Genomic DNA, 21,784 nt, shown 5'->3' with positions numbered 1-21,784 from the left:
TAAAGGCCGAGATACTCAACCGCAAGCTTAAGTTGCAATAGACTATCTCGGCCTTTGATTCAGCTTAAGTTAGCGCCTTAATCGTCGCCATAACCTAATGAACGCAGCGCCCGCTCATCATCGGCCCAACCCGACTTCACTTTCACCCACACCTCAAGGAAGACCTTGTTATCAAATAACACTTCCATGTCTAGGCGGGCTTGAGTGGCGATAGTACGGATACGCTCACCCTTATTACCAATCACCATGCGCTTTTGGGTTTCACGTTCGACTAAGATTAGGGCGTTAATTTGGTAGACGCCATTCTCCATCATCTTAAACTGCTCAATCTCCACCGTGGCATCGTATGGCAACTCGTCACCTAAGAAACGCATCAGTTTTTCGCGGACAATTTCTGAAGCCATGAACTTTTGCGATCTGTCAGTGACGTAATCTTCAGGGAAAAAATGTGGCGACTCAGGTACAGACTCAATTGCCATATCCATGATACGTTGCACATTAGTGCCTTGAGTGGCTGAGATAGGTAAAATCTCATCAAACTCAAATTTAGCAGCCAGCATTTGTAAATGCGGAAATAGCGCTTCTTTATCTTTGATGTTATCGACTTTATTGATAGCCAACACGGTTTTACGGCCATCATCACGGCTTTGTAGCTTCTTGAGCACCATCTCATCGTCGGCGGTCCAGTTTAAACCGTCGACCACAAATACCACTAAACAAACGTCAGCCAATGAGCTCGATGCCGCACGATTCATTAAACGGTTAATGGCACGCTTCTCTTCGATATGCAAACCTGGGGTGTCAATAAACACCACTTGACGCGGGCCTTCAGTATGAATACCCATAATACGATGGCGGGTGGTTTGCGGCTTCTTAGAGGTGATCGAAATCTTCTGCCCTAATAGCTTATTCAGTAAGGTCGATTTACCCACATTTGGCCGACCGACAATGGCTACCATGCCGCAGTATGTCACATCATATTGACTGCCACTGGCGCCACTGTTCATACGAGACAGTAACTCGTCTAAACTGGGTTCATTATTGCCTTGTGGCTTTTCGGTATTACTCATCGCTTGATACGCTCCAAAACTTCTGCTGCGGCAATTTGTTCCGCTTTTCTACGGGAGTTGGCCACGCCAACGACCGCTTCATCTAATTGCTCCACCTTACATTCAACTGTAAAGGTTTGCGCATGGGCCTCTCCGCTAATATTGACAACCTTGTATAACGGTAGAGGTTTTTTAAAGCCCTGCAGGTGTTCCTGCAGCAGGGTTTTGGGATCTTTTTGATTAATGGGTTCAATCACCGCTAGGCGACTCTTATACCAGTTTAGTACGAGTGCGCGGCAGGTCTCGAGATCGGCATCGAGATAGATTGCACCGATAATGGCTTCGACCACATCGGCTAAAATCGATTCACGACGAAAGCCACCACTTTTTAGCTCACCAGGGCCTAATTTTAGGTAGTCACCTAACTTAAATTCTTTAGCCACTTCGGCCAGCATCTTACCGCACACCAATGTCGCGCGCATCCGGCTTAAATCGCCTTCAGTCGCCTTAGGAAACTGATGATATAAGGCGTCTGAGATAACGATAGACAATATGGAGTCGCCCAAAAATTCCAGACGTTCATTATGCTTGCTCGCCGCACTTCGGTGAGTCAATGCCTGCTCTAACAAGGCAATATTGTTGAATTCATAACCTAATGTTCTGCACAAACGAGGCAAATTTTTAATCGGCTCCATGTTAAACGATTCCACCTACACGGTTAAAACGCACCCCGGTTGGGATCCATGTGGGTAAGAAGTCCGCTGGGGTACGCTCAAATTCAAAACTTATCCAAATAGCGACCGCTTTGCCGACTAAATTCGCCTCAGGAACAAAGCCCCAGAAGCGCGAATCGGTACTATTGTCACGGTTATCGCCCATCACAAAATATTGGCCTTCAGGCACCACAAATTCACCCACTGCCAGGTTATTTTCGCGGTAGTAAAAAGAAATCGGTTCGCCACGATCTGGGTTGATCAAAATGTCATGGGTGACATCACCAAGCTGTTCTTTGTAGCGTAATAACGGGATATTATCTTGATTAAACTCCCCTTGATTTACCCCAACACGCGCCACTTTTTCCAGCTTAGGGCAGTCGGTTTCCCCCTCAGGGCAGCTTTTTTGAATATAAAGCTCTTTATTGCGATACACCACGCGATCGCCTGGTAAACCGATAACACGCTTAATGTAATCGATTTTAGGGTTTTCAGGATACTTGAACACGGTCACATCGCCGCGCTCTGGTTTACCGGTTTCAACCAGTTGGCTGCGCCATACCGGATCTTTTAATCCATAGCTGAATTTTTCAACCAGAATAAAGTCACCCACCAACAAGGTTGGCATCATAGATCCAGATGGGATTTGGAATGGTTCATAAATAAATGAGCGCAAAATCAATACAAAAGCGATAACTGGAAAAATGGATCGCGAGGTTTCGACTATCGCCGACTCACGGACAATTTTTTCAGCGCTTTCTTCACTGATATCGGCTTGGGTCGCTTGCGCCATCGCCAACTTCTGCTGACGCTTAGGCGCTAACACTAAGGCATCAAACAGCCAGATTAAACCACTGCTGAGCGTCACCAAAACTAAAATAAGGGAAAAATAAGCCGCCATAGCTAACTAAACTCCTGCCAAATGAGTATCTGCGCATCTGGCAAGTTTGCCATACGCTTTACATAGCTCATTTATACTGTAACAACGAAAGCGCCGCAAACCGCGGCGCCCAATATCTATCACTATTAACATTTATTAACGTAAGCAGTGATTACTCATTTAGCTTGAGTACCGCGAGGAAGGCTTCTTGTGGCACTTCAACGTTACCCACTTGCTTCATGCGTTTCTTACCCTCTTTCTGCTTATTAAGCAGCTTCTTCTTACGTGATACGTCGCCGCCATAACACTTAGCGGTAACGTCTTTACGCAACGCCTTAACCGAAGAACGGGCAATAATTTGACTACCAATAGCCGCTTGAATCGCAATATCAAACATCTGTCTTGGAATAAGCTCTTTCATCTTATTCACTAATGCCAACCCTTGATAACGTACGTTCGACTTATGCAAAATCATCGCTAAGGCATCGACGCGGTCGCCATTAATTAAGACATCAAGGCGCACCATATCGGCAGCTTCGAAACGCTTAAAATTATACTCAAGCGAGGCATAACCACGACTGGTCGACTTAAGGCGGTCAAAGAAATCCATAACGACTTCAGCCATCGGCATATCATAGGTGATCGCCACTTGGTTGCCGTGATAAACCATATTGGTTTGCATGCCGCGTTTTTCAACACACAAGGTGATCACGTTACCTAAGTACTCTTTAGGTACTAAAATATTGGTTTCAACAATCGGCTCACGTATCTCTTCGATGTTGTTCATCGGCGGTAGATCCGATGGATTATCGACGTAAACAGTTTCGCCTTTGGTGGTGACTACCTCATACACTACGGTGGGTGCCGTGGTGATCAAATCCAGATTGTATTCGCGCTCAAGACGCTCCTGAACAATCTCCATATGCAGCAGACCTAGGTAACCGATACGGAAACCAAAGCCTAACGCCGATGACGTTTCAGGTTCGAAAAATAACGAGGCATCGTTAAGGCTTAACTTATTAAGCGCATCACGGAAACTCTCATAATCGTCGGTAGAAATAGGGAACACACCCGCATAAACCTGAGGTTTTACCTTCTTAAAACCAGGCAATGGCGCTAACGCACCATTTTTAGCCAGCGTTAAGGTATCACCTACTGGCGCGCCATGGATCTCTTTAATACCGGCAATCACATAGCCCACTTCACCAGTGTTTAGTTCACCCGTGTCAGTTTGCTTAGGCGTAAAAATACCTACTCTGTCGGCGGTATGGGTCTGTCCGGTTGACATCACCTTAAACTTATCGCCTTTTTTAAGACTGCCGTGCTTGATACGTACTAGCGACACCACACCTAAGTAGCTATCAAACCATGAGTCGATGATCAGCGCTTGCAAGGGCGCATCGGGGTCGCCTACTGGTGGTGGAATTTTGGCGACAATGGTTTCCAGTACATCACTAATACCCACGCCCGTTTTTGCAGAGCAGCGAACGGCGTCAGTGGCTTCGATACCGACAATATCTTCAATCTCTTCGGCAACGCGCTCAGGATCGGCTTGTGGAAGGTCAATCTTGTTTAGCACTGGGACCACATCTAAGTCCATCTCCAGTGCGGTATAACAGTTAGCCAAGGTCTGCGCCTCAACCCCTTGACCCGCATCGACAACCAGCAGAGCACCCTCACAAGCAGCCAGGGAACGCGAGACTTCATAGGAAAAATCCACATGGCCGGGCGTATCAATAAAGTTAAGCTGGTAGGTCTCGCCATCTTTCGCCTTATAGTCGAGCGTCACGCTCTGGGCTTTAATGGTAATACCGCGCTCACGCTCAAGATCCATCGAATCTAAAACTTGCGCCGCCATCTCGCGGTCAGACAGGCCACCGCATTCTTGAATAAGACGGTCAGAAAGGGTTGATTTGCCGTGGTCAATATGGGCAATAATCGAAAAGTTTCTAATATGCTTCATTATGCGAAATGACTAAACTCTAAAGTTGAAAATTATCTAAAAGTGCCGAATTGTACCCGATCGCTGCCTTAATACCAATTGTAATCATACAGTGAAAGCAAATATCAACGTTGGCAGCGAGCTAATTTACTCACACGATGCGTTGTCCTAACCGTGCAATAATAACAGGTTGGCTAACCTGCTCTAACTGCTTGGCCCAACGACGCCCCACCATCCAAGCTATCACGCCACCTAATATCCCAAAACCTATCACAACTACTTCGGTAGCAGCAATATCAAGCATGGGCATAAAAAAACGGCCAAAGCTTGCACCAACAAATAAGCCTAATAAAGGCAGCAAATAGACAATAGCCGCGGCTTTTAGCAACACGCTTTCGGGCAAGCCAAGTTTTATTAACTCGCCAGGTTGGTAAGACTCTTTGGCTGGTACAGAAAAGCGCTGCACCTTAGGCGAAAAGGCTTTAGATACAGCGGATGTACCACAAGATTCACTGCTCTCGCAGTGATTACAGGCGTTTTTTACCTTAACTTCTACCGTTATCCAACCGTCATGATTATCACGAATGACGGTAGCGACTTCTTCCATCATAATGCCATCACTCGATTGTAATACTCTTAGCAATACGCGAAAGGGTCTCAACCGGTGCTTTACCGACCGCCACCACTTCAGCATTGCCCACCCGCTCACTAGCCAAAGACAGACCATTTCGAGTCATTAGCTCTTCTGGAAGCACGGTTTCAGGCGCTCTGGCAACATAAACAGAAATATGGGTTAAGCCATCACTGAGCGCGATGTACTCTACCGCTTCGTGGCTGCCAATCAGTCGATGGCTGTCTTTAACGATAATTGCAAATCCTGCAGGTAACCAACTGAATTGCCAGTTATTGCCCTGCTCTCTTTTCGGTTGCGGCATGACTGGCGGCCACTGTTGCTTATAGGCCTCATGTAAAATCGCAGGGGCTTCCTCTAATACGATGAGCTCAACCACCAATATCTGTTCGAGTAATTGCTTCTCAAGATTGAGCATGTCATAGCGCAGCGGCAAAAAGGTATCCATATCCAGCCAAACTTGATAGCTGTAACGATTATCATCGTTAGCTATGATGCGCACCAATTGACTAGGACGTCCCGCTAAACGGCTTCTTCCGCCCAGCACAAACTGATACCCTTGCTCGAGCAAACTAATGTTACTGGCAAAAGCGGGGGGTAATACGCCTTGAATACGATCGGCTTCTACACTGTAAGCAGGCTGGTCATGTTCGATAAACGTCACAGTGTTGCCCACTCTTACTGCATTTTTAGGCGGACCATTTAAATGCTCAAGAAAAGCCACTTCTTGATCTTCAACCTGACCATGGATATAAACCAAAGGACGAATATGATCCGACTGTAAATGGATCAGCGACATTTTAAATTCTTGAGTCCGCAACGCTTGGCTCATATTTTCTAACCAAGCTTTAGCGGACATATCTTCCTGTGCGGTGACGGGAAGAGCGAGGACTAACAGGGCCAACCAAATAAGACGCAAGCTAACTCCTTAACATCATACTTATCATCATGCCCATTATAGCGGCAGCGATAAGTAGAATAGCTTTTTAGTGATTAACCGGGATCGGTGAGATATCACTATTGTCGTCTATATTCACACTATTATTCAATCTCTGTTGCAACATATGATCTTGAATATAGGTATTAATACGGTGACGCTGCTCCATTACTTGCTCATTAGTGAAACTTTGGTTTTTTTGCACAGGCCCAGTTTGAAGGCTCACAGGTGATGCGCTACCAACCAAGGGGCGAGTATTCAGCACCGGCAATGGCGATGCATCTAACTCTGATGTTTGGTTATAATTTTGTACTCCCACCACAGCGACTAGTGCGACGCTGGCAGCAATGGCATACTGACCAAACTGTTTAAACATGGGGATAACGCCTGCCGACTTCCTTGCTGGAGCAGTTTGTGTTTGTGCTGGTTCCACACGTTTTGGTGCGATGAGCGTTGGCTCCGCTTCAATAGCGGCGGCAATATTGGCACTCAGATCGAGATCGACCATCTTTGGCAACTCGCCACGCATCGCATCACCAATCATGTGATAATCACGCCACTGACCATGTGAATCCGTATCGGCCGCTAATTCAGCCAATACCTGCTCTTCGACTTCACCGTCGACGGCAGCGGATACCCATTCCTGACCTAATTTATCCATTTAACACCCATTTAAATTTAGTTTACTGAGATAACAATTTAACGTTCCAGCAATGGCTGCAACTGTTTGTCGATGGCCTCTCGCGCTCGAAAGATCCGCGATCTTACCGTGCCAACGGGACACTCCATCACATTGGCTATCTCTTCATAACTCATTCCATCGAGCTCACGCAGAGAGATAGCTATCTTCAACTCTTGTGGCAAGGTATCCAAGGTATCAAACACGACTTTCTGAATCTCTTCAGATAACATCAACCGCTCTGGAGAGGCGAACTCTTTAAGCGCATCACTGCCATCGTAATATTCAGCATCTTCGGCATCGACATCATTAGCCGGTGCGCGTCGCCCTTGGGCCACTAAATGATTTTTCGCAGTATTGACTGCAATACGGTACAACCAAGTATAAAATGCACTCTCGCCCCGAAAGTTTGGCAGTGCTCGGTAGGCTTTAATAAACGCCTCTTGAGCCACATCTGCCACATCGGCCTGATTTCGAACATATCGAGCTATCAGGTTGATGACCTTACTCTGGTATTTCTGTACCAGGAGGTTAAAAGCGTTTTTATCTCCCTGCTGTACCCGTTCAACTAATTGTTGATCACTTATTTGTCCACTCATCCGAGCCGACTACTCCTAAATCTAAAATGCTGATTTCTCAGTCGCTCGAATCATATTCACCTATGTAGACTAGCGCTTACTGAAAAAGTTCTAAAAAAGATTGCCAAATATGAATTTATTTTCTACGACTAACCCATATCCATAATTTCTATCTTGGTTTAACATAGCAATACTCACATGACTTACCATGATACCCGATGAAACAAGTAGTTGAACACCAATCTGACGTTTTGGTTATCGGTAGCGGTGCTGCAGGGTTAACTTTAGCATTGCATCTGGCTGAAAAAACGAAAGTTATCTTACTCTCCAAGGGGCCGCTTAACGAAGGCTCTACCTATTATGCCCAAGGTGGTATCGCCTCTGTGTTCGATGAAGAGGATACCATTGAATCCCACGTTGCCGATACACTCGTGGCCGGAGCGGGATTATGCGATGAGCAAGTTGTCACCTTCACCGCTAAAAATGCGAAAAGCGCGATGGAATGGCTGATTCAATGCGGGGTCGCCTTTGATAAAGAGGAGCGCACCGATGGTAGTGATAATAGTAATGCACCATATCACTTGACCCGCGAAGGCGGCCATAGCCATCGTCGTATCCTACATGCCGCCGATGCCACAGGTAAAGAGGTACAAGTTACGCTACAAGAAAGCGTAATGAACCACCCTAATATCCAAGTATTAGAACGCTATAACGCCATCGACTTAATCACCACTCGCAAGCTTAAACGCCCTGGTAATCGGGTACTCGGTGCCTATGTATGGAACCGAGATGAAGAACATGTCGAAACGGTCAAGGCCCGCTTTGTCGCATTAGCAACTGGTGGCTCATCTAAAGTCTACCAATACACATCGAACCCCGATATCGCCTCGGGTGACGGTATTGCTATGGCCTGGCGTTCGGGCTGCCGTGTGGCCAATATGGAATTTAACCAATTCCATCCCACGTGTTTGTACCATGCCGATGCACGTAACTTTTTACTGACCGAAGCATTACGAGGCGAAGGCGCTTATCTTCGTCGCCCCGATGGTTCACGCTTTATGCCCGATTTCGATGAACGTGCAGAGTTGGCTCCAAGGGATATCGTGGCGCGCGCCATCGATTACGAGATGAAACGCTTGGGCGCAGATTGCGTTTATCTGGATATCACTCATAAGCCAACCGATTTTGTCATAAAACACTTCCCCACCATCTATAAGCGCTGTTTAGAATGGGGCATCGACATAACCAAAGACCCCATTCCTGTGGTCCCTGCAGCGCATTACACCTGTGGTGGCGTGATGACAGATTTACACGGCCAGACCGACCTTAACGGCTTATATGCCGTAGGCGAAGTGGCCTACACTGGATTGCACGGAGCCAATCGTCTCGCCAGTAACTCGCTATTAGAATGTTTGGTTTTTGCCCGAGCGGCGGCTGAAGATATTAGCAGTCAGCTTAACAAAATCCCGATGCCGATGAACCTTCCACACTGGGATGAAAGCCAAGTATCTAACTCTGATGAAGAGGTAGTTATTGCTCATAACTGGCATGAACTAAGACTATTTATGTGGGATTATGTGGGGATTGTTCGCTCAGATAAACGACTCGAACGCGCGCTAAGACGCTGCACTATGCTCCAGCAAGAGATACAGGAGTATTACAGTAACTTTAGAGTAAGCAATAATCTTCTTGAGCTGCGGAATTTAGTGCAAGTAGCTGAACTCATTATTCGCTGCGCGATGGAACGTAAAGAGAGTCGCGGCTTACATTATAATATCGACCACCCTGAAAAATCGGATAATCCACAGCCCACGATTTTATTGCCCAACAAAATCGCTTAGTCCCTTATCATATTAGCCAAAGCGTAATAACAGACGACACAAGTAACGATAACTTGTGTCGTCCAACATATCTCGCCACACCATCACTAGGTGTTTATCGCCATCCTTGTGCATCTCAAACAGTACCATCAGCGGAGTTATCCAGCGCCGTTTTAACGTATAGATAGCAGCGTTGTTGCCAATACCAGCGTTACCTGACTCATCGAGCCAAAAGGAAAAAGACCAACGCTGAAGGCGAATCCATAACCCGATAAACACAGCAACCACCAAAGCGATAGCACTCCACTTAATGGCAATAAACCAGATAACATCGACAGGTGGCCACGCCAGAAATGAAGTGAAGCATAAGGCCGCAAAAACGACCAACGCGAGTCGCTGGTCGAAGGAAGGGTATAAATGAAAATTATGGCGCTGGCCGGCCACGAACTTGAATGACCATTTGAGCAAGCTCGGGATCAGGGCACACTTTGTGACCCATAAACCACGCAAATAGCTCAGGATCTTCACACTCTAACAAACGCACAAAGCTGGCTTTATCTTGGTTTGATAGGATTGCATATTGATTTTCCACAAAGGGTTGGAACAATACATCTAGCTCTAACATGCCGCGTCGGCATGCCCATCTTACTCTGGCTATGTTCATTGGTTCTGACACGCAACTACTCCCTTAATTATTATTGCCGTTAGTGTATCAGCTCACCGTAATACTGGCACCCTTTAAAGCAGTTCAACTTGGCTGTCTTTGCCTGCGAAAAGATCGCTAAAATCGGTCGCCAATAAGCGTTTAACCGCCGGATGCTGAATCATTCGCTCAGCAAACATCACATGATAAACCTCTTTAATATCAGTGGTTTCCCCCAAAAAACTGATCCCGTGAGCTAAGATATCTTGTTTATAGATCGAGGGGGCGACAAAAATCCCTTGTTTAAAATAGCCAAACGCTTTCATCATGGCGGCATCATCAAATTCGCCCAAAATGGTGACATTGAGATTGTTTTCATCAAACCAATGATGCAACTGTTGCCCAAGTGAGGTGCGTTTACCTGGGATCAATAATTTAGCTTGTTCTAAACAAGCGGGGAACGGCTTACTATAACGCTCAGATGAAAAGAAACCGACGCCACATTCACCCAATTTTTTCGACAAGATCTCAGGGTATTTTAACGACTCTCCAGCACAATCAGACAAGATCATGTCTAACTTATGCTCGCGTAATCGCTCCATTAAACTTTCGTGTGTGGATTCAAAACAGGCCAAGCGCATCGAGCCATCGGAGGGCACCACAGACAGCAACACTCGGCTAGCTAACGCTTTTGATAAAGCATCGGCTATGCCAACTTCAAATAAAATATTGTCTTCTTTTTGATAGTTGAGTCGATCGAGCATTTCGTAACTTAGGCTGAACATCTTATCGGCATAACGAAACACTAATTCACCTAACTCAGTTGGCTCAAGCGAGCGCCCGACACGTTTAAATAAACTGCCCTTTAAACGCTCTTCCAATACCCGTATCTGCCCAGTGACCGTTTGCGGCGTCAAACAAAGGGCCTGTGCCGCTTTCGCGACCGAGCCTTTTTTATGTACCATCCAAAAATAATAGAGATGATTGTAATTAAGGTGTGACATCAGCACGTGATTAACCCCTATCGCGGCTCTCAAACGCTAACCAAGTGACGTATGATTCATGCGAGACAATATTCAAAATGGTAGATAATGGATTTATATCATACCGCACACCTCGTTGGATGCCGAATAAAAACGGCAGCCAAACGAGAGCATGACAATATCACTTATAAAAATGTTGGCAGGTTAAATACTGGTTTAACTTACTGAAGACGTTGGCAATCCATTAAGCTAAACATCACACTGCTCAGCTCCTGTGCATTATTAATATTCCCGGCAGCGAAGGCTTCTTCCAGGCCACTCACCAAGACTTCACGATCGGGAATACGACTCTCACAGTAAGTTCTATTTGCCTGCTGAAAACGTTTACCGCTGCGATATTTAAGTGCTCGTGACTCATAATCATTCGATTCGAGGCGTTGGCCCATAGTATTGGGTTTATACATTAACGCGCCATCGACGACTCCCTCAAGATAGTGCTGGCAAGCGGGACTATCGATCTCCTGATTACAAGCTGGGATCTGTGATGCCGAAGCACCTGCTACCATAGCCAATGATAGCCCTAATATAGTCAGTTGCTTTTTCATGTGTTCTCTCCTTTCTCAGGTAGTACTTTTGATAACCAAAAGTAACCAATTAATGCTGACAAAATCGATCCCGTTAATATGCCAAGACGTGCCACATCACCATACACTTCCCCTCCGCCAACAAAGGCTAGAGAGGAGATAAACATCGACATGGTAAAACCAATACCACACATCACAGCCACTGGAGCAATATGGCGCCAGCCCATTCCTTCAGGTAATACCGCCAACTTAAGTTTTACTGCCACATAGCTAAAAAACAGCACTCCTAAAGGCTTACCTAACAACAAACCTAATGCAATGCCCACAGGAACAGGCGATAACAGATCCGTTATGCTCATACCTGACAAATCAACACCCGCATTAGCAAAGGCAAAGATAGGCAAAATAATAAAGGTGCTCCAAGGATGAAGATTATGTTCTAACTTTTCCGACGGAGAACTACCATCTTTGGCTCTTAGTGGAATACAGAAAGCGATAATCACCCCGGCAAGCGTGGCGTGCACACCCGACTTAAGCACCGCAATCCACAAAACGAGTCCCACAATGCCGTAGGGCAGTATCTTAGTGACCCCTTTACGATTAAGACCCACCAAACCGACTATGGCTATCGCTGCAATCAACAAACTGATGGCTGATAAGTCGGAACTGTAGAACATGGCAATAATCACCACCACGCCCAAATCATCAATAATGGCTAATGCCAACAAGAACACCTTTAACGCCACTGGTACTCGACTACCAAGCAACGCCATGATCCCAAGTGCAAACGCAATATCGGTCGCTGCCGGAATTGCCCAGCCAGATAACGTAACAGGGTCGCCAAAGTTAAACACTAAATAGACAGCTGCTGGAAATAACATGCCACCAATAGCCGCAAATGTTGGCAATGCTGCCTGCTCTTTACTTGATAGTGCGCCTTCGAGTAACTCTCGCTTCACCTCAAGGCCAATAAGCATAAAAAATAATGCCATCAAGCCGTCATTAACCCAGTGGATAAGTGTTTTATCGATATCTAGGCTACCCACACGAACTTGCATTTCTGTATGTACAAAACCTTGGTACATTTCTGATAACGGCGAATTTGCCATTAACATTGCCAGCAAAACAGCTGCCATCAGCAAGATGCCGCCGGCTGACTCTTGGCTTAGAAAATTTCTAATAGCCTTTTCCATATATAAACTCCATTAACACTCAATGCTTTGAGTCTAGCTGAATAACCAAATTCTGAATAATCGTTTGCATCTGCATCAAACATCGGAAATTCCGACTATTAAGGCGCACTAATGATTAAACACCAAATGACCCTTTTTTCATTTAACGCTGAACAGCCTATCAAAAAAGGCCAATCATTAACAAAACCTACTCGAAAATGGTCTTTTGTCTTGTTTTTAAGCATATGGCATAAAAAAAGCGCAAGGCATTGTTAACAATGCCTTGCGCTTTACCTCAGTATTTCCGCTGTTAAGTGGGGAGTCTTATACTGAAAATGGATATTTTATCGCATCATGATGTTGGTAACCCTGCACTTCGAAGTCATCCATGGTGACCCAAGTTTCTAAATCGTGAAGCGACTTGATATCGGGGTTAATTATAAGTTGTGGTGATGGCAAGGGGTCACGCTTCAGCTGTACCGTTTGCATTAACTCAAGCTGATCTTCATAAATGTGCGCATTAACAATTTTATGATAAGCCGTGCCCGCTTTATTACCCGTGATCTGCGCCACTAAAGCTAATAAGGCAAACACCTGCACCTGATTAAAGTTAAGTCCTAGTGGGACATCGCAAGAGCGCTGAAAACTATTTAAATAAAGGGTATCGCCTAATAACGAGAAATTATGCGTATGCATACAAGGACGCAAGCATCCCATGTGAAACTCGCCCGGATTATAAAAACTTAAAATTTCACCGCGATCATCTATACCACGACTTAAATTATCAATAATTTTTTTCAACTGATCGACACTGCCACCATCGGGTTTGCGCCAAGCTCGCCCCTGTACACCGTAAACACGGCCCATATCATCGACACCTTTACGATGGGGGTTATTAAGCCAGGCGCTATTCTCATTAGCATTAGCATCCCAGGTTTTAGCTCCAAGTCTTCTAAAGTCTGCAGCGTTATCGTAACCACGCAGATAACCAATGAGTTCAGCAATTGCCCCTTTCCAAAAACTTTTACGCGTAGTAATTAACGGAAACTCATTTGCATCGACCCGATACGTTAAATCGGCATTTATCACGGTTAAACAACGTTTTCCGGTACGTTCATTTTCAACCCAAACACCTTCATCGATAATGCGATTACATAGCTGTAAATACTGTTTCATGGTTCCCTACTCTAAAGACAACAGTTGATTATCACTAACCAACAAATTCAAATAATAATTAATTTCTCGACCGTGACTACAGGGCTAACTTCAATCCAATAATCATAAGTAGCAAGGCAAATATCTTTTTTAACCTTGGCGTTGGCCAGATGCTCGCCGCTTTAGCACCAAAGGGAGCTGCCAGCATAGAGGTAGAGACGATACCAATTAAAGCCGGAAGGTAAATGTAGCCCAAAGTATAATCGGCTAAACCAGGTTCTCCCCAACCTGCAATGACATAACTGACACTACCAAACAGCGCTATGGTTAATCCGGTTACCGACGAAAACCCAATCGCCTGACGGATATGTAGCCCACACCAACATAAAAATGGTACTAACAGTACGCCGCCGCCAATGCCCATTAAGGCAGCAATAATGGCAACCAATAACGATACACTAAACAGCACGGCGCGATGGGGCAATGGCCGAGTCGCCGCCTGGGCTTTATACGGAAACATCATCTGAATTGCCATAAAGATGACAAAGATAGCAAATGCTTGCTTTAACGTATCGGCGGCAAACAAGGTGGCAATAAAGCCTGCCAATAACGCCCCAAGTATAAAGCCTGGCAGCATGGTTTTTAATAATGACCAAGGCACATTACCATGGCTATGATGAGCGCGAGCGGAAGAAAAAGAGGTTAAGATAATTGCGGCAAGTGAGGTTGCTATCGCCACATGAGTCAAGTGCTCAGGTACGATACCAGCTTGAGGCAGTAAATAGAGCAAGACTGGCACGGCAATGATCCCACCGCCAATGCCCAATAATCCTGCCATGAAACCGATAAATGCACCGAGGGCCACACAACTAAAAAATATGGTTAACATCTTATCTCTATTGCTTAGCCCATCGAAGTGCAATAGCTTAAATCAAAAACGCCTAGATTGAAATCTGCTCGTTGGCGCCTAGACAGTGCAATTTGACGGTTTAAACAAATTCAGCTAATTGCCTACGAGTAAGAAACTCAGTGACGAGCTGCCTTACTTCGGCGCCGTTCGACTGCGATAAGGCCTGCACTAGCAATTCACTTAAATCCGTATAAGAAACCCGTCTTATAAGATAATTTATCTTGGCTAAACTGCCTTGGTTCATACTTAGCTGATTAAACCCCATCGCCACCAACAAAATAACACCAATGGGTTCACCGGCTAATTCACCGCAGACACTAACAGGTAGCTGGTATTGGTCACACTCTAATCGCGCTCGCTTTAACGCTCTAAGAATACCAGGATGGTAACAATCATAGAGCGAACTCACCCTCGGATTATTACGATCAACGGCTAACAAATATTGAGTTAAGTCGTTGGAGCCGACCGAAATAAAATCGACTCGCTTAGCCACCTCTTCAAGCTGAAACAATAGCGCCGGCACTTCAAGCATTATGCCAATTTTGGGCCTAACTAATGCGGGATGAATGTCTTGTTTCACCTCCAGATAAGCTTGCTCCAGATAGCCAATAGCCTGCTCTATCTCATCGAGACAACAGACCATGGGCAGCAAAATATGCAGCTGCTCACTGGAGCCTGCTGCATTAAGCATCGCCCGTAGCTGCACTAAAAACAGCTCTGGATGATCTAAGGTCAAACGTATGCCGCGCCAACCTAAAAACGGATTATCTTCAATAATGGGAAAATAAGACAAGGGCTTATCGCCGCCCACATCTAAAGTGCGCATCACCACTGGCTTATCGACTGCGGCTTCAAGGACCTGTCGATAGACCTCAGTTTGTTCCATTTCACTGGGAAAGCGACTCTGTAACATAAACGGAATTTCGGTACGATACAGGCCGATGCCATCGGCGCCCTCGGCGATCTCCGACGCCAAACTACTGAGTAATCCTGCATTGAGGTACAGATGGACTCGCGTATCATCTAACGTAATAGCGGGTAAGGCTAACTCTTGTGCGTAACGGTCTTGCAAGGCTTTTTCAGCGGCAATATGGCTGCGATATTCTTTGATTAAGGTGGGCGTGGGCGACACTAACACTTGCCCCCGACTGCCATTAAGGATCGTCAGTTTACCGTCTATTCCGGCACTTAAAATACCTTCCACACCGATCACGGCAGGTACGCCAAATGCGCGCGCTAAAATGGCCGCATGGGAATTCACTCCACCTAGCTCGGTAACAATACCGACGAGCTTGTGTTCAGGAAACTCAGCCAACATAGTGACAGTGGCCTCTTTGGTCACCAAAATCACCGGTACATCGAGTTCGATGTGCATTTTTTGCGGTTCAATCAACTCCCTTAATACCCGCTGACCTAAGTCACGAATATCACTGGCACGCTCTTGCAGGTAGGGATCTTGCATCTGCAAAAATTGTTCGATATAACGCAAAGAGACTCGACTCACCGCAGACACCGCACTCCAGCCAGCTTGGATTTCTCGGCTATACTCCCCACCTAAACTGCTATCATCCAATAACAGTAACAAGGCACTGAAGATTGACTGCACCTCTTTCTCATTCTCGCCATCAAAACGCTGAGATTGCACGCTCAAAGCGTTACGGCAGGTGATGAGAGCGTTATCGAGTAAGGCGAGCTCTGCGGTGATATCATTAGCTAGCGTATCTCTCTGCTCTAAAGCAATATCGCCACCAATCACCATAGCATTAGCAATGACCACACCGTCGGCCGCCGATAACCCAGTATAAACACACTTATCTGGCGCTGACTTCACTTCAGCCTTCTTGCGCTGCTCCCTTACGGCCATTGCTAATTGCGCAGCAAGAGTCATTAAAAAGGCTTCCTCCGCCTCGCTAAATTGTCGCGCATCGGCCTGCTGTACCACCAGCACACCTAGGATCAATTTTTGATAAATAATAGGCACAGCAAGAAAGGCTCGGAAGTTTTCTTCATCCACTTCACAAAACAGCTTAAAACGAGGGTGTAACTGGGCATCAGCAAGATTGACGGGCTCTTCGCGCTCGGCAACGAGCCCGACGAGCCCCTCTGTCAGGCGCATTTTAACTTGCCCGACAGCGCGAGGATCTAGGCCGTCGGTAGCAGAGAGCACTAATTGATTATCTTCGAGAATGTAAATAGAGCAACACTGCGTCGCCATAGCGGCCTTAGTTTGGCGCACCAATAAGGATAAAGCAGAGGGGAGATCGTCGGCAGCAGCGACAGCCTGAGTTATGTCTCTAAGCGTTTTTAACACGGGCTATCTCTCCTTGGCTAATTTCTATCTGCGGCGACCTCTTCTTCTGCCACTATGGGAAGGCTCTTGCGCCTGAAACGGTAGGGCCGTTGGGGCAAATTCTTTCATTACTTTTCGATATACATCTCGCTTAAACGACACAACCTGCCTCACGGGATACCAGTAACTTACCCAACGCCAATCATCAAATTCTGGATGACCGCTAGCACCCAAGTCAATGGCTGACTCTTGGCTCTTTAATTGTAGCAAAAACCACTTTTGCTTCTGGCCGATACACAAGGGTTTACTGTCTTGCCGAATTAACCTTTTCGGTAATCTATAACGCAACCAGGAACGAGTCGAAGTTAAAATTTGCACATGCTCAGCTTTTAACCCAACCTCTTCATACAACTCCCGATACATGGCTTGCTCGGCACTTTCGCCTTCATCAACGCCACCTTGCGGAAATTGCCAGGAATGCTGACCAAATCTTCTAGCCCACATAACCTGCCCAAAGCGATTACAGATAATGATGCCTACATTTGCACGAAAGCCGTCACTATCAATCACATGGACTCCAAATATCAAATTTTAATGGATCGATTGTTTCACAAAGTGGGATCCTAGGCAATTGCCTAATAACAGATATTATCTGGATAAAAAACCCAAATATTTATTTTTATCAACAGAAGTCAAATAAAGCTCGTGAGGATATCCACAAAATCTGTGGATATCTCTGTTTGAAACTCAGTTAAAAATGTTATTACAACGCAATAAGCCAAAAATAGGAGGCCTCACCCAGTAGAAACAAAAACACATAATGCATTGATAATAATGAAATTAAAAACATTAATCATATTTAATCCAAAATAAAACCACATGGCGGTACGATTTTTAATCAAATGGTAAATTTAAGATAAACCACTTCCGGCTTGCTCAAGGTTATGCACAGGCAAAAGTATTAAGCTATCAGATATGGCTAAAGTAAGCGGCCTACTCGGCTTGACAAGGGAAAATTGTTAGCGATTAAAAATATAAACCCAGAGTTATCCAATATTTCTGTGGATAACCATGTTGGAAACGTTGGGAAAGAACTTAGCAAGCTAATTACGAATCACATCAGCCGTAAAAACTGTAAGAATAAAACATTTATAATCATACACTTACACTAAACCCGATCTCTTTTTATGTCACAGTAGTGAGTGCGAGCAGTTTTTAACCGCGTTGGCTAAATGACGTAACTACAGTAAAATCGAGCCATGACAAACACACCACGCCCCCCATTATCACTTAACGAACTGATGCAACGTGCCCAAGACATGGCAGGTTTAAGCCTAGGCCAACTGGCAGAGTTACATCATATTCGTGTGCCGACGAATCTCAAGCGAGATAAAGGTTGGATTGGCCAACTTATCGAACATGAACTAGGCGCAATTGCAGGCTCTAAGCCTGAGCAAGACTTCCTGCACCTAGGCGTCGAACTAAAAACGATTCCGGTGGATGAAACGGGTAAGCCCATGGAAACCACTTACGTTACCGTGGCACCACTGGTTAATATCCAGGGGCTTAGTTGGCAACAAAGCTTAGTGTTTCACAAGTTACAACGAGTATTGTGGATCCCGGTAGAGGGAATACGAACCAAGCCTGTTGGCGACAGACAAATCGGTATGCCTATCCTGTGGACACCGTCAGAGCAAGAATTTGCTCAGATCCGCCAGGATTGGGAAGAGATAATGGAATTAATTGCGCTAGGTAAAGTCGAACAGATCACGGCTCGTCACGGCGAAGTGTTACAACTGCGTCCCAAAGGAGCCAATAGTCGCTCCTTAACCCAAAGCATTGCTGCCGACGGTAATATTAAGCTAACCAATCCAAGAGGATTTTATTTAAAAATCCCCTTCACCCAGCAGATACTCAATAACTATTTAGCTGGCAATTGATTTGAGCGGAAATTGATGTTGTTTCAAGATCCGTGTCCATAAAACGACGCTGCGCCCCTACTACTACCTACTACTAATAATGCCTAGTGCCAGCTCCGATAATGACAGCTATACAATACATACAGTTAACCCCATTCACTCAATGGCAAACGCAGCCAGCACTCGCGTTATGAATCTAGCGTTATGAATCTAGCGTTATGAATCTAGCGTTATAAAGACTGTGACGATTTAATCCCGTGATCAACTCATTGACGATTAAATGCCGTGACCGTCAAGTTCAGTGACCATTAAATTCAGTGACGATGAAACAGCGATGAAGTATCACTCAAGTCATGGTACTTGGCTCATGCTGATTACTGCATACTGTATCCGATAAAAGTCAGCCTAAATCTTCCACCGCAACGCACTAATAACAGCTATCGGCTTGCCAGCCTTAATGATATTTGTCTCATCACTATGACCCCATAACGGTGACTCATTACAGCAAACCATTACAGCCCTAAACCTACTAACAGCCGACATTACAGTAACTTATGCTAATTTAGCTAACTACGATAAAGCGCGCACCCAAGTACATATATTCGCCAATTGTTAATGCAATATCCACAATGCTGAGCCTAGAAAGCAGCTTTTTGAGCACAACTCAACTTCATTTGACTTAGATCACAAATATCACTGGAAATTGTAGGTCGGTTTTCTATACACTAGCGCATTCTGAGATATTAGTAGTATTAAGGTTTATTCTTCACCGTGAGAGCGCGCAGACAAGCAAAGAAGCTGATTTTTGCCATATTCGCTTGGACAATCGCTATGGCGGCCTTTGTCTTTTTTCGCTATGCCCAAACCCCAGAGTTACCGCAATGGGCTGTTGGGAGTGCCGATCTAGCGACGCTTGCTATTTACATGGGGATTATTTTTGGCAGCTTGCACTGGATGTCAAACATCATTGCTGAATTTAGCGCCATTAACCGCTTACCTTATCTATTTTCAGTTATTTTTAAAGGGCTGTTTTTACTACTAGGTGCAACAACTCTGGCCTACATTACCCAATATTTGAATATGTGGGCCATCGAGAATCATATGACCACTCTGCGTCAAATGCTCACCGCCCACATTTTGTATAGTCCATCCTTTCAAGCATTAATCATCTACTTGGTCGCCGTACGCGTTGGCTTAGCCTTTATCGAACAGATGGCCCTATTGGTCGGCCCCAAAGTACTGCTCAATATCGGCTTAGGAAAATACCATAGACCACGATATGAACAACGGCTGTTTTTATATCTAGATATGGTCGCCTCCACCACCCATGCCGAGTCGCTAGGCGATTATCGTTTTAGCCGCCTGATCCAAGATTGCTTTAGCCTGTTATCGGACACTGTTGTCAACAATGATGCCGAAATTTATCGCTATATGGGGGATGCGGTACTGATCTATTGGCCACTGGAGGAAGGTATCGTTCACGATCGCAGTTTTAATATCTACTACGAATTCAGTCAACAGCTCAATTGGCAACGTCAATATTTCGAAGAGCAATATGGCTTTGTGCCTAAATTTAAAGCCGCCGCCCATTGCGGCCAGGTCGTTGCGGCTGTGGTAGGAGTGCAAAAACAGGAGATCAGCTTCTTCAGTGATGTACTCAATACCCTCGCCAGACTGCAAGACCAATGTAATCCTCTGGGGCAACGTATGTTGATCTCTGGTGCACTGCATTCTCAATTGGATATCAGCGAAAGCGGCTATGAATTTAATCATTTAGGCCCGATAAAGCTGAAGGGGAAACAACACTCTATTGAAGTGTTTGGCGTCTCCCCTCGAGGCTCAAATAGCTAGTTTACGGGTGTTGTGGTGCCAGTAAGTTTTCAATTGCCTTGCCTAAGGTTCTAAAGGTCATAATACGGCTCGAGGTTTGTCGCCACACCAAACCAATATCACGATAAGGCGCTTCACCAGGTGGCGTCATGGCGAGTAAATCGGTATCTTTTAAAATACCCGCATCGATTGCCATTTGAGGCAAAAATGTCGTGCCTAATTTACTGTCCACCATCTGCACTAGTGTATGTAAACTGGTTGCAGCAAACGGGTTTATCTTGTCGCTATCCCCCAAGCGGCATGCACTAATCGCATGACCGGTAATACAATGCTCCGATTGCAGTAAGAAAATACTCTCATCGGGTAACGCCTTATAATCTATCGGTTGGGTAATATCTGATGATAACTCGCGGTGCATCACCAGCTTAAAGGGATCGATCCCAACCTTCATACTGTGGTAACCACTGGTATCTGCAGGCAATGCCAAAAGCAATAAGTCTAACTCCCCCTTACCCAATGCATCGAGTAAACGCTCGGTGGTATCTTCTTTTAAAAATAGGGTTAAATTGGGGTAACTGGCCTGACAGTGCTTAACGACTCGACTGAGTAGAAACGGAGCAATGGTTGGAATACAACCCAGACGGATTTCTCCAGTCATGGGCTCACCTTGATGCTTAACCAGCTCGACCAAATCGTCTACGTCGGTGAGTAATTTACGCGAGCGTAATACCACCTCTTCACCTATTGCGGTGAAGATAAACGACTTATGATCGCGCTCAATCAACTGATGTCCCAACTGCTCTTCTAAATTTTGGATCCCGCTAGAGAGCGTCGACTGGCTAACATGACACAATTTAGCCGCACGATTAAAGTTCTGCTCTTGGTGCAAATTCACCAGATAATAGAGATTTTTAAGACTCGGTAAATGTTTCATAAAATCGATTACCAACCTGTTTTTATATTCAAATACTCAATTTAAGTCTAATCTAACATAACCGCTCACAAGATGGCTGCAGTATTTCCCCCAAATTGTGAGCATCGCCGCTATCGACAATTTTTTAGCATAAAA

The 21,784-nt window shown here is 45.4% G+C and carries 21 protein-coding genes; 3 read left to right on the top strand and 18 right to left on the bottom strand.

Annotation, left to right across the window (positions count from 1 at the left end; all coding sequences use genetic code 11):
* Nucleotides 1-77 precede the first annotated feature (77 nt).
* From era to rpoE, 8 genes are all read right to left on the bottom strand, one after another.
* Complete coding sequence (era, locus tag AC0VXX_RS04340) at nt 78-1,070, bottom strand: GTPase Era (protein ID WP_475516071.1); 993 nt, start codon at nt 1,068-1,070, stop codon at nt 78-80.
* On the bottom strand, nt 1,067-1,744 hold the full coding sequence (gene rnc, locus AC0VXX_RS04335) for a ribonuclease III (protein ID WP_110456593.1): 678 nt from the start codon (nt 1,742-1,744) through the stop codon (nt 1,067-1,069). Before rnc ends, era begins: the two co-directional genes overlap by 4 nt.
* 1 nt (nt 1,745) lies before the next feature.
* Nucleotides 1,746-2,663: a signal peptidase I gene (gene lepB, locus AC0VXX_RS04330; RefSeq protein ID WP_475516070.1), complete on the bottom strand. Its 918-nt coding sequence runs from the start codon at nt 2,661-2,663 to the stop codon at nt 1,746-1,748.
* A gap of 151 nt (nt 2,664-2,814) precedes the next feature.
* The gene (gene lepA / locus AC0VXX_RS04325; RefSeq protein ID WP_475516069.1) at nt 2,815-4,605 is read right to left on the bottom strand and encodes a translation elongation factor 4; all 1,791 of its coding nucleotides are present in this window, start codon (nt 4,603-4,605) and stop codon (nt 2,815-2,817) included.
* A gap of 130 nt (nt 4,606-4,735) precedes the next feature.
* A complete protein-coding gene (locus AC0VXX_RS04320; RefSeq protein WP_475516068.1) occupies nt 4,736-5,194 on the bottom strand; it encodes a SoxR reducing system RseC family protein in 459 nt (152 codons plus the stop codon).
* Between the two features lie 7 nt (nt 5,195-5,201).
* Nucleotides 5,202-6,134, bottom strand: a complete 933-nt coding sequence (locus AC0VXX_RS04315) for a MucB/RseB C-terminal domain-containing protein (RefSeq protein WP_475516067.1) — start codon at nt 6,132-6,134, stop codon at nt 5,202-5,204.
* Nucleotides 6,135-6,201: 67 nt separating this feature from the next.
* Nucleotides 6,202-6,813, bottom strand: coding sequence for a sigma-E factor negative regulatory protein (locus tag AC0VXX_RS04310; protein WP_475516066.1), 612 nt, complete (start codon nt 6,811-6,813; stop codon nt 6,202-6,204).
* 38 nt (nt 6,814-6,851) lie between these two features.
* Nucleotides 6,852-7,430: an RNA polymerase sigma factor RpoE gene (gene rpoE, locus AC0VXX_RS04305; protein ID WP_110456599.1), complete on the bottom strand. Its 579-nt coding sequence runs from the start codon at nt 7,428-7,430 to the stop codon at nt 6,852-6,854.
* Between the two features lie 197 nt (nt 7,431-7,627).
* Between rpoE and nadB the strand changes: the two genes are divergently transcribed.
* Entirely contained in the window at nt 7,628-9,250 is a 1,623-nt protein-coding gene (gene nadB, locus AC0VXX_RS04300; protein WP_475516065.1) for an L-aspartate oxidase, read from the top strand.
* Between the two features lie 12 nt (nt 9,251-9,262).
* On the opposite strand, the gene AC0VXX_RS04295 is transcribed toward nadB, so the two are convergent.
* From AC0VXX_RS04295 to rppH, 9 genes are all read right to left on the bottom strand, one after another.
* Nucleotides 9,263-9,616 carry a protein YgfX gene (locus tag AC0VXX_RS04295; protein ID WP_475516064.1) on the bottom strand — a complete coding sequence of 118 codons (354 nt, stop codon included), beginning with the start codon at nt 9,614-9,616 and terminating at the stop codon, nt 9,263-9,265.
* Between the two features lie 37 nt (nt 9,617-9,653).
* On the bottom strand, nt 9,654-9,893 hold the full coding sequence (locus tag AC0VXX_RS04290) for an FAD assembly factor SdhE (RefSeq protein ID WP_475516934.1): 240 nt from the start codon (nt 9,891-9,893) through the stop codon (nt 9,654-9,656).
* Between the two features lie 74 nt (nt 9,894-9,967).
* Nucleotides 9,968-10,876: a transcriptional activator NhaR gene (gene nhaR / locus AC0VXX_RS04285; protein WP_475516933.1), complete on the bottom strand. Its 909-nt coding sequence runs from the start codon at nt 10,874-10,876 to the stop codon at nt 9,968-9,970.
* 200 nt (nt 10,877-11,076) lie between these two features.
* Nucleotides 11,077-11,460 (bottom strand): hypothetical protein, encoded by a 384-nt coding sequence (locus tag AC0VXX_RS04280; RefSeq protein WP_475516063.1) that lies wholly within the window; start codon nt 11,458-11,460, stop codon nt 11,077-11,079.
* Nucleotides 11,457-12,632 carry a Na+/H+ antiporter NhaA gene (nhaA, locus tag AC0VXX_RS04275; protein ID WP_475516062.1) on the bottom strand — a complete coding sequence of 392 codons (1,176 nt, stop codon included), beginning with the start codon at nt 12,630-12,632 and terminating at the stop codon, nt 11,457-11,459. The genes AC0VXX_RS04280 and nhaA overlap by 4 nt, the downstream gene beginning before the upstream one ends.
* 303 nt (nt 12,633-12,935) lie before the next feature.
* A complete protein-coding gene (locus tag AC0VXX_RS04270) occupies nt 12,936-13,787 on the bottom strand; it encodes a thymidylate synthase (protein WP_475516061.1) in 852 nt (283 codons plus the stop codon).
* 76 nt (nt 13,788-13,863) lie between these two features.
* Complete coding sequence (locus tag AC0VXX_RS04265; RefSeq protein ID WP_475516060.1) at nt 13,864-14,655, bottom strand: sulfite exporter TauE/SafE family protein; 792 nt, start codon at nt 14,653-14,655, stop codon at nt 13,864-13,866.
* Between the two features lie 100 nt (nt 14,656-14,755).
* Entirely contained in the window at nt 14,756-16,987 is a 2,232-nt protein-coding gene (gene ptsP, locus AC0VXX_RS04260) for a phosphoenolpyruvate--protein phosphotransferase (RefSeq protein WP_475516059.1), read from the bottom strand.
* A 24-nt stretch (nt 16,988-17,011) separates the two neighbouring features.
* On the bottom strand, nt 17,012-17,536 hold the full coding sequence (rppH, locus tag AC0VXX_RS04255; protein WP_475516058.1) for an RNA pyrophosphohydrolase: 525 nt from the start codon (nt 17,534-17,536) through the stop codon (nt 17,012-17,014).
* Between the two features lie 689 nt (nt 17,537-18,225).
* On the opposite strand from rppH, the gene mutH reads away from it, so the two are divergent.
* Both mutH and AC0VXX_RS04245 read left to right on the top strand, forming a co-directional pair.
* Nucleotides 18,226-18,906 (top strand): DNA mismatch repair endonuclease MutH, encoded by a 681-nt coding sequence (gene mutH, locus AC0VXX_RS04250; protein WP_475516057.1) that lies wholly within the window; start codon nt 18,226-18,228, stop codon nt 18,904-18,906.
* A 750-nt stretch (nt 18,907-19,656) separates the two neighbouring features.
* Nucleotides 19,657-20,736 carry an adenylate/guanylate cyclase domain-containing protein gene (locus AC0VXX_RS04245; RefSeq protein ID WP_475516056.1) on the top strand — a complete coding sequence of 360 codons (1,080 nt, stop codon included), beginning with the start codon at nt 19,657-19,659 and terminating at the stop codon, nt 20,734-20,736.
* Between the two features lies 1 nt (nt 20,737).
* Here AC0VXX_RS04245 and oxyR read toward each other — a convergent pair whose 3' ends face one another.
* A complete protein-coding gene (gene oxyR, locus AC0VXX_RS04240; protein ID WP_475516055.1) occupies nt 20,738-21,649 on the bottom strand; it encodes a hydrogen peroxide-inducible genes transcriptional activator OxyR in 912 nt (303 codons plus the stop codon).
* Nucleotides 21,650-21,784: the final 135 nt, after the last annotated feature.

This window comes from Shewanella sp. QJM3NY_23, assembly GCF_056173105.1.
Note: the sequence above shows the minus strand (reverse complement) of the source record. Positions and strands in the feature narration are given on the sequence as shown.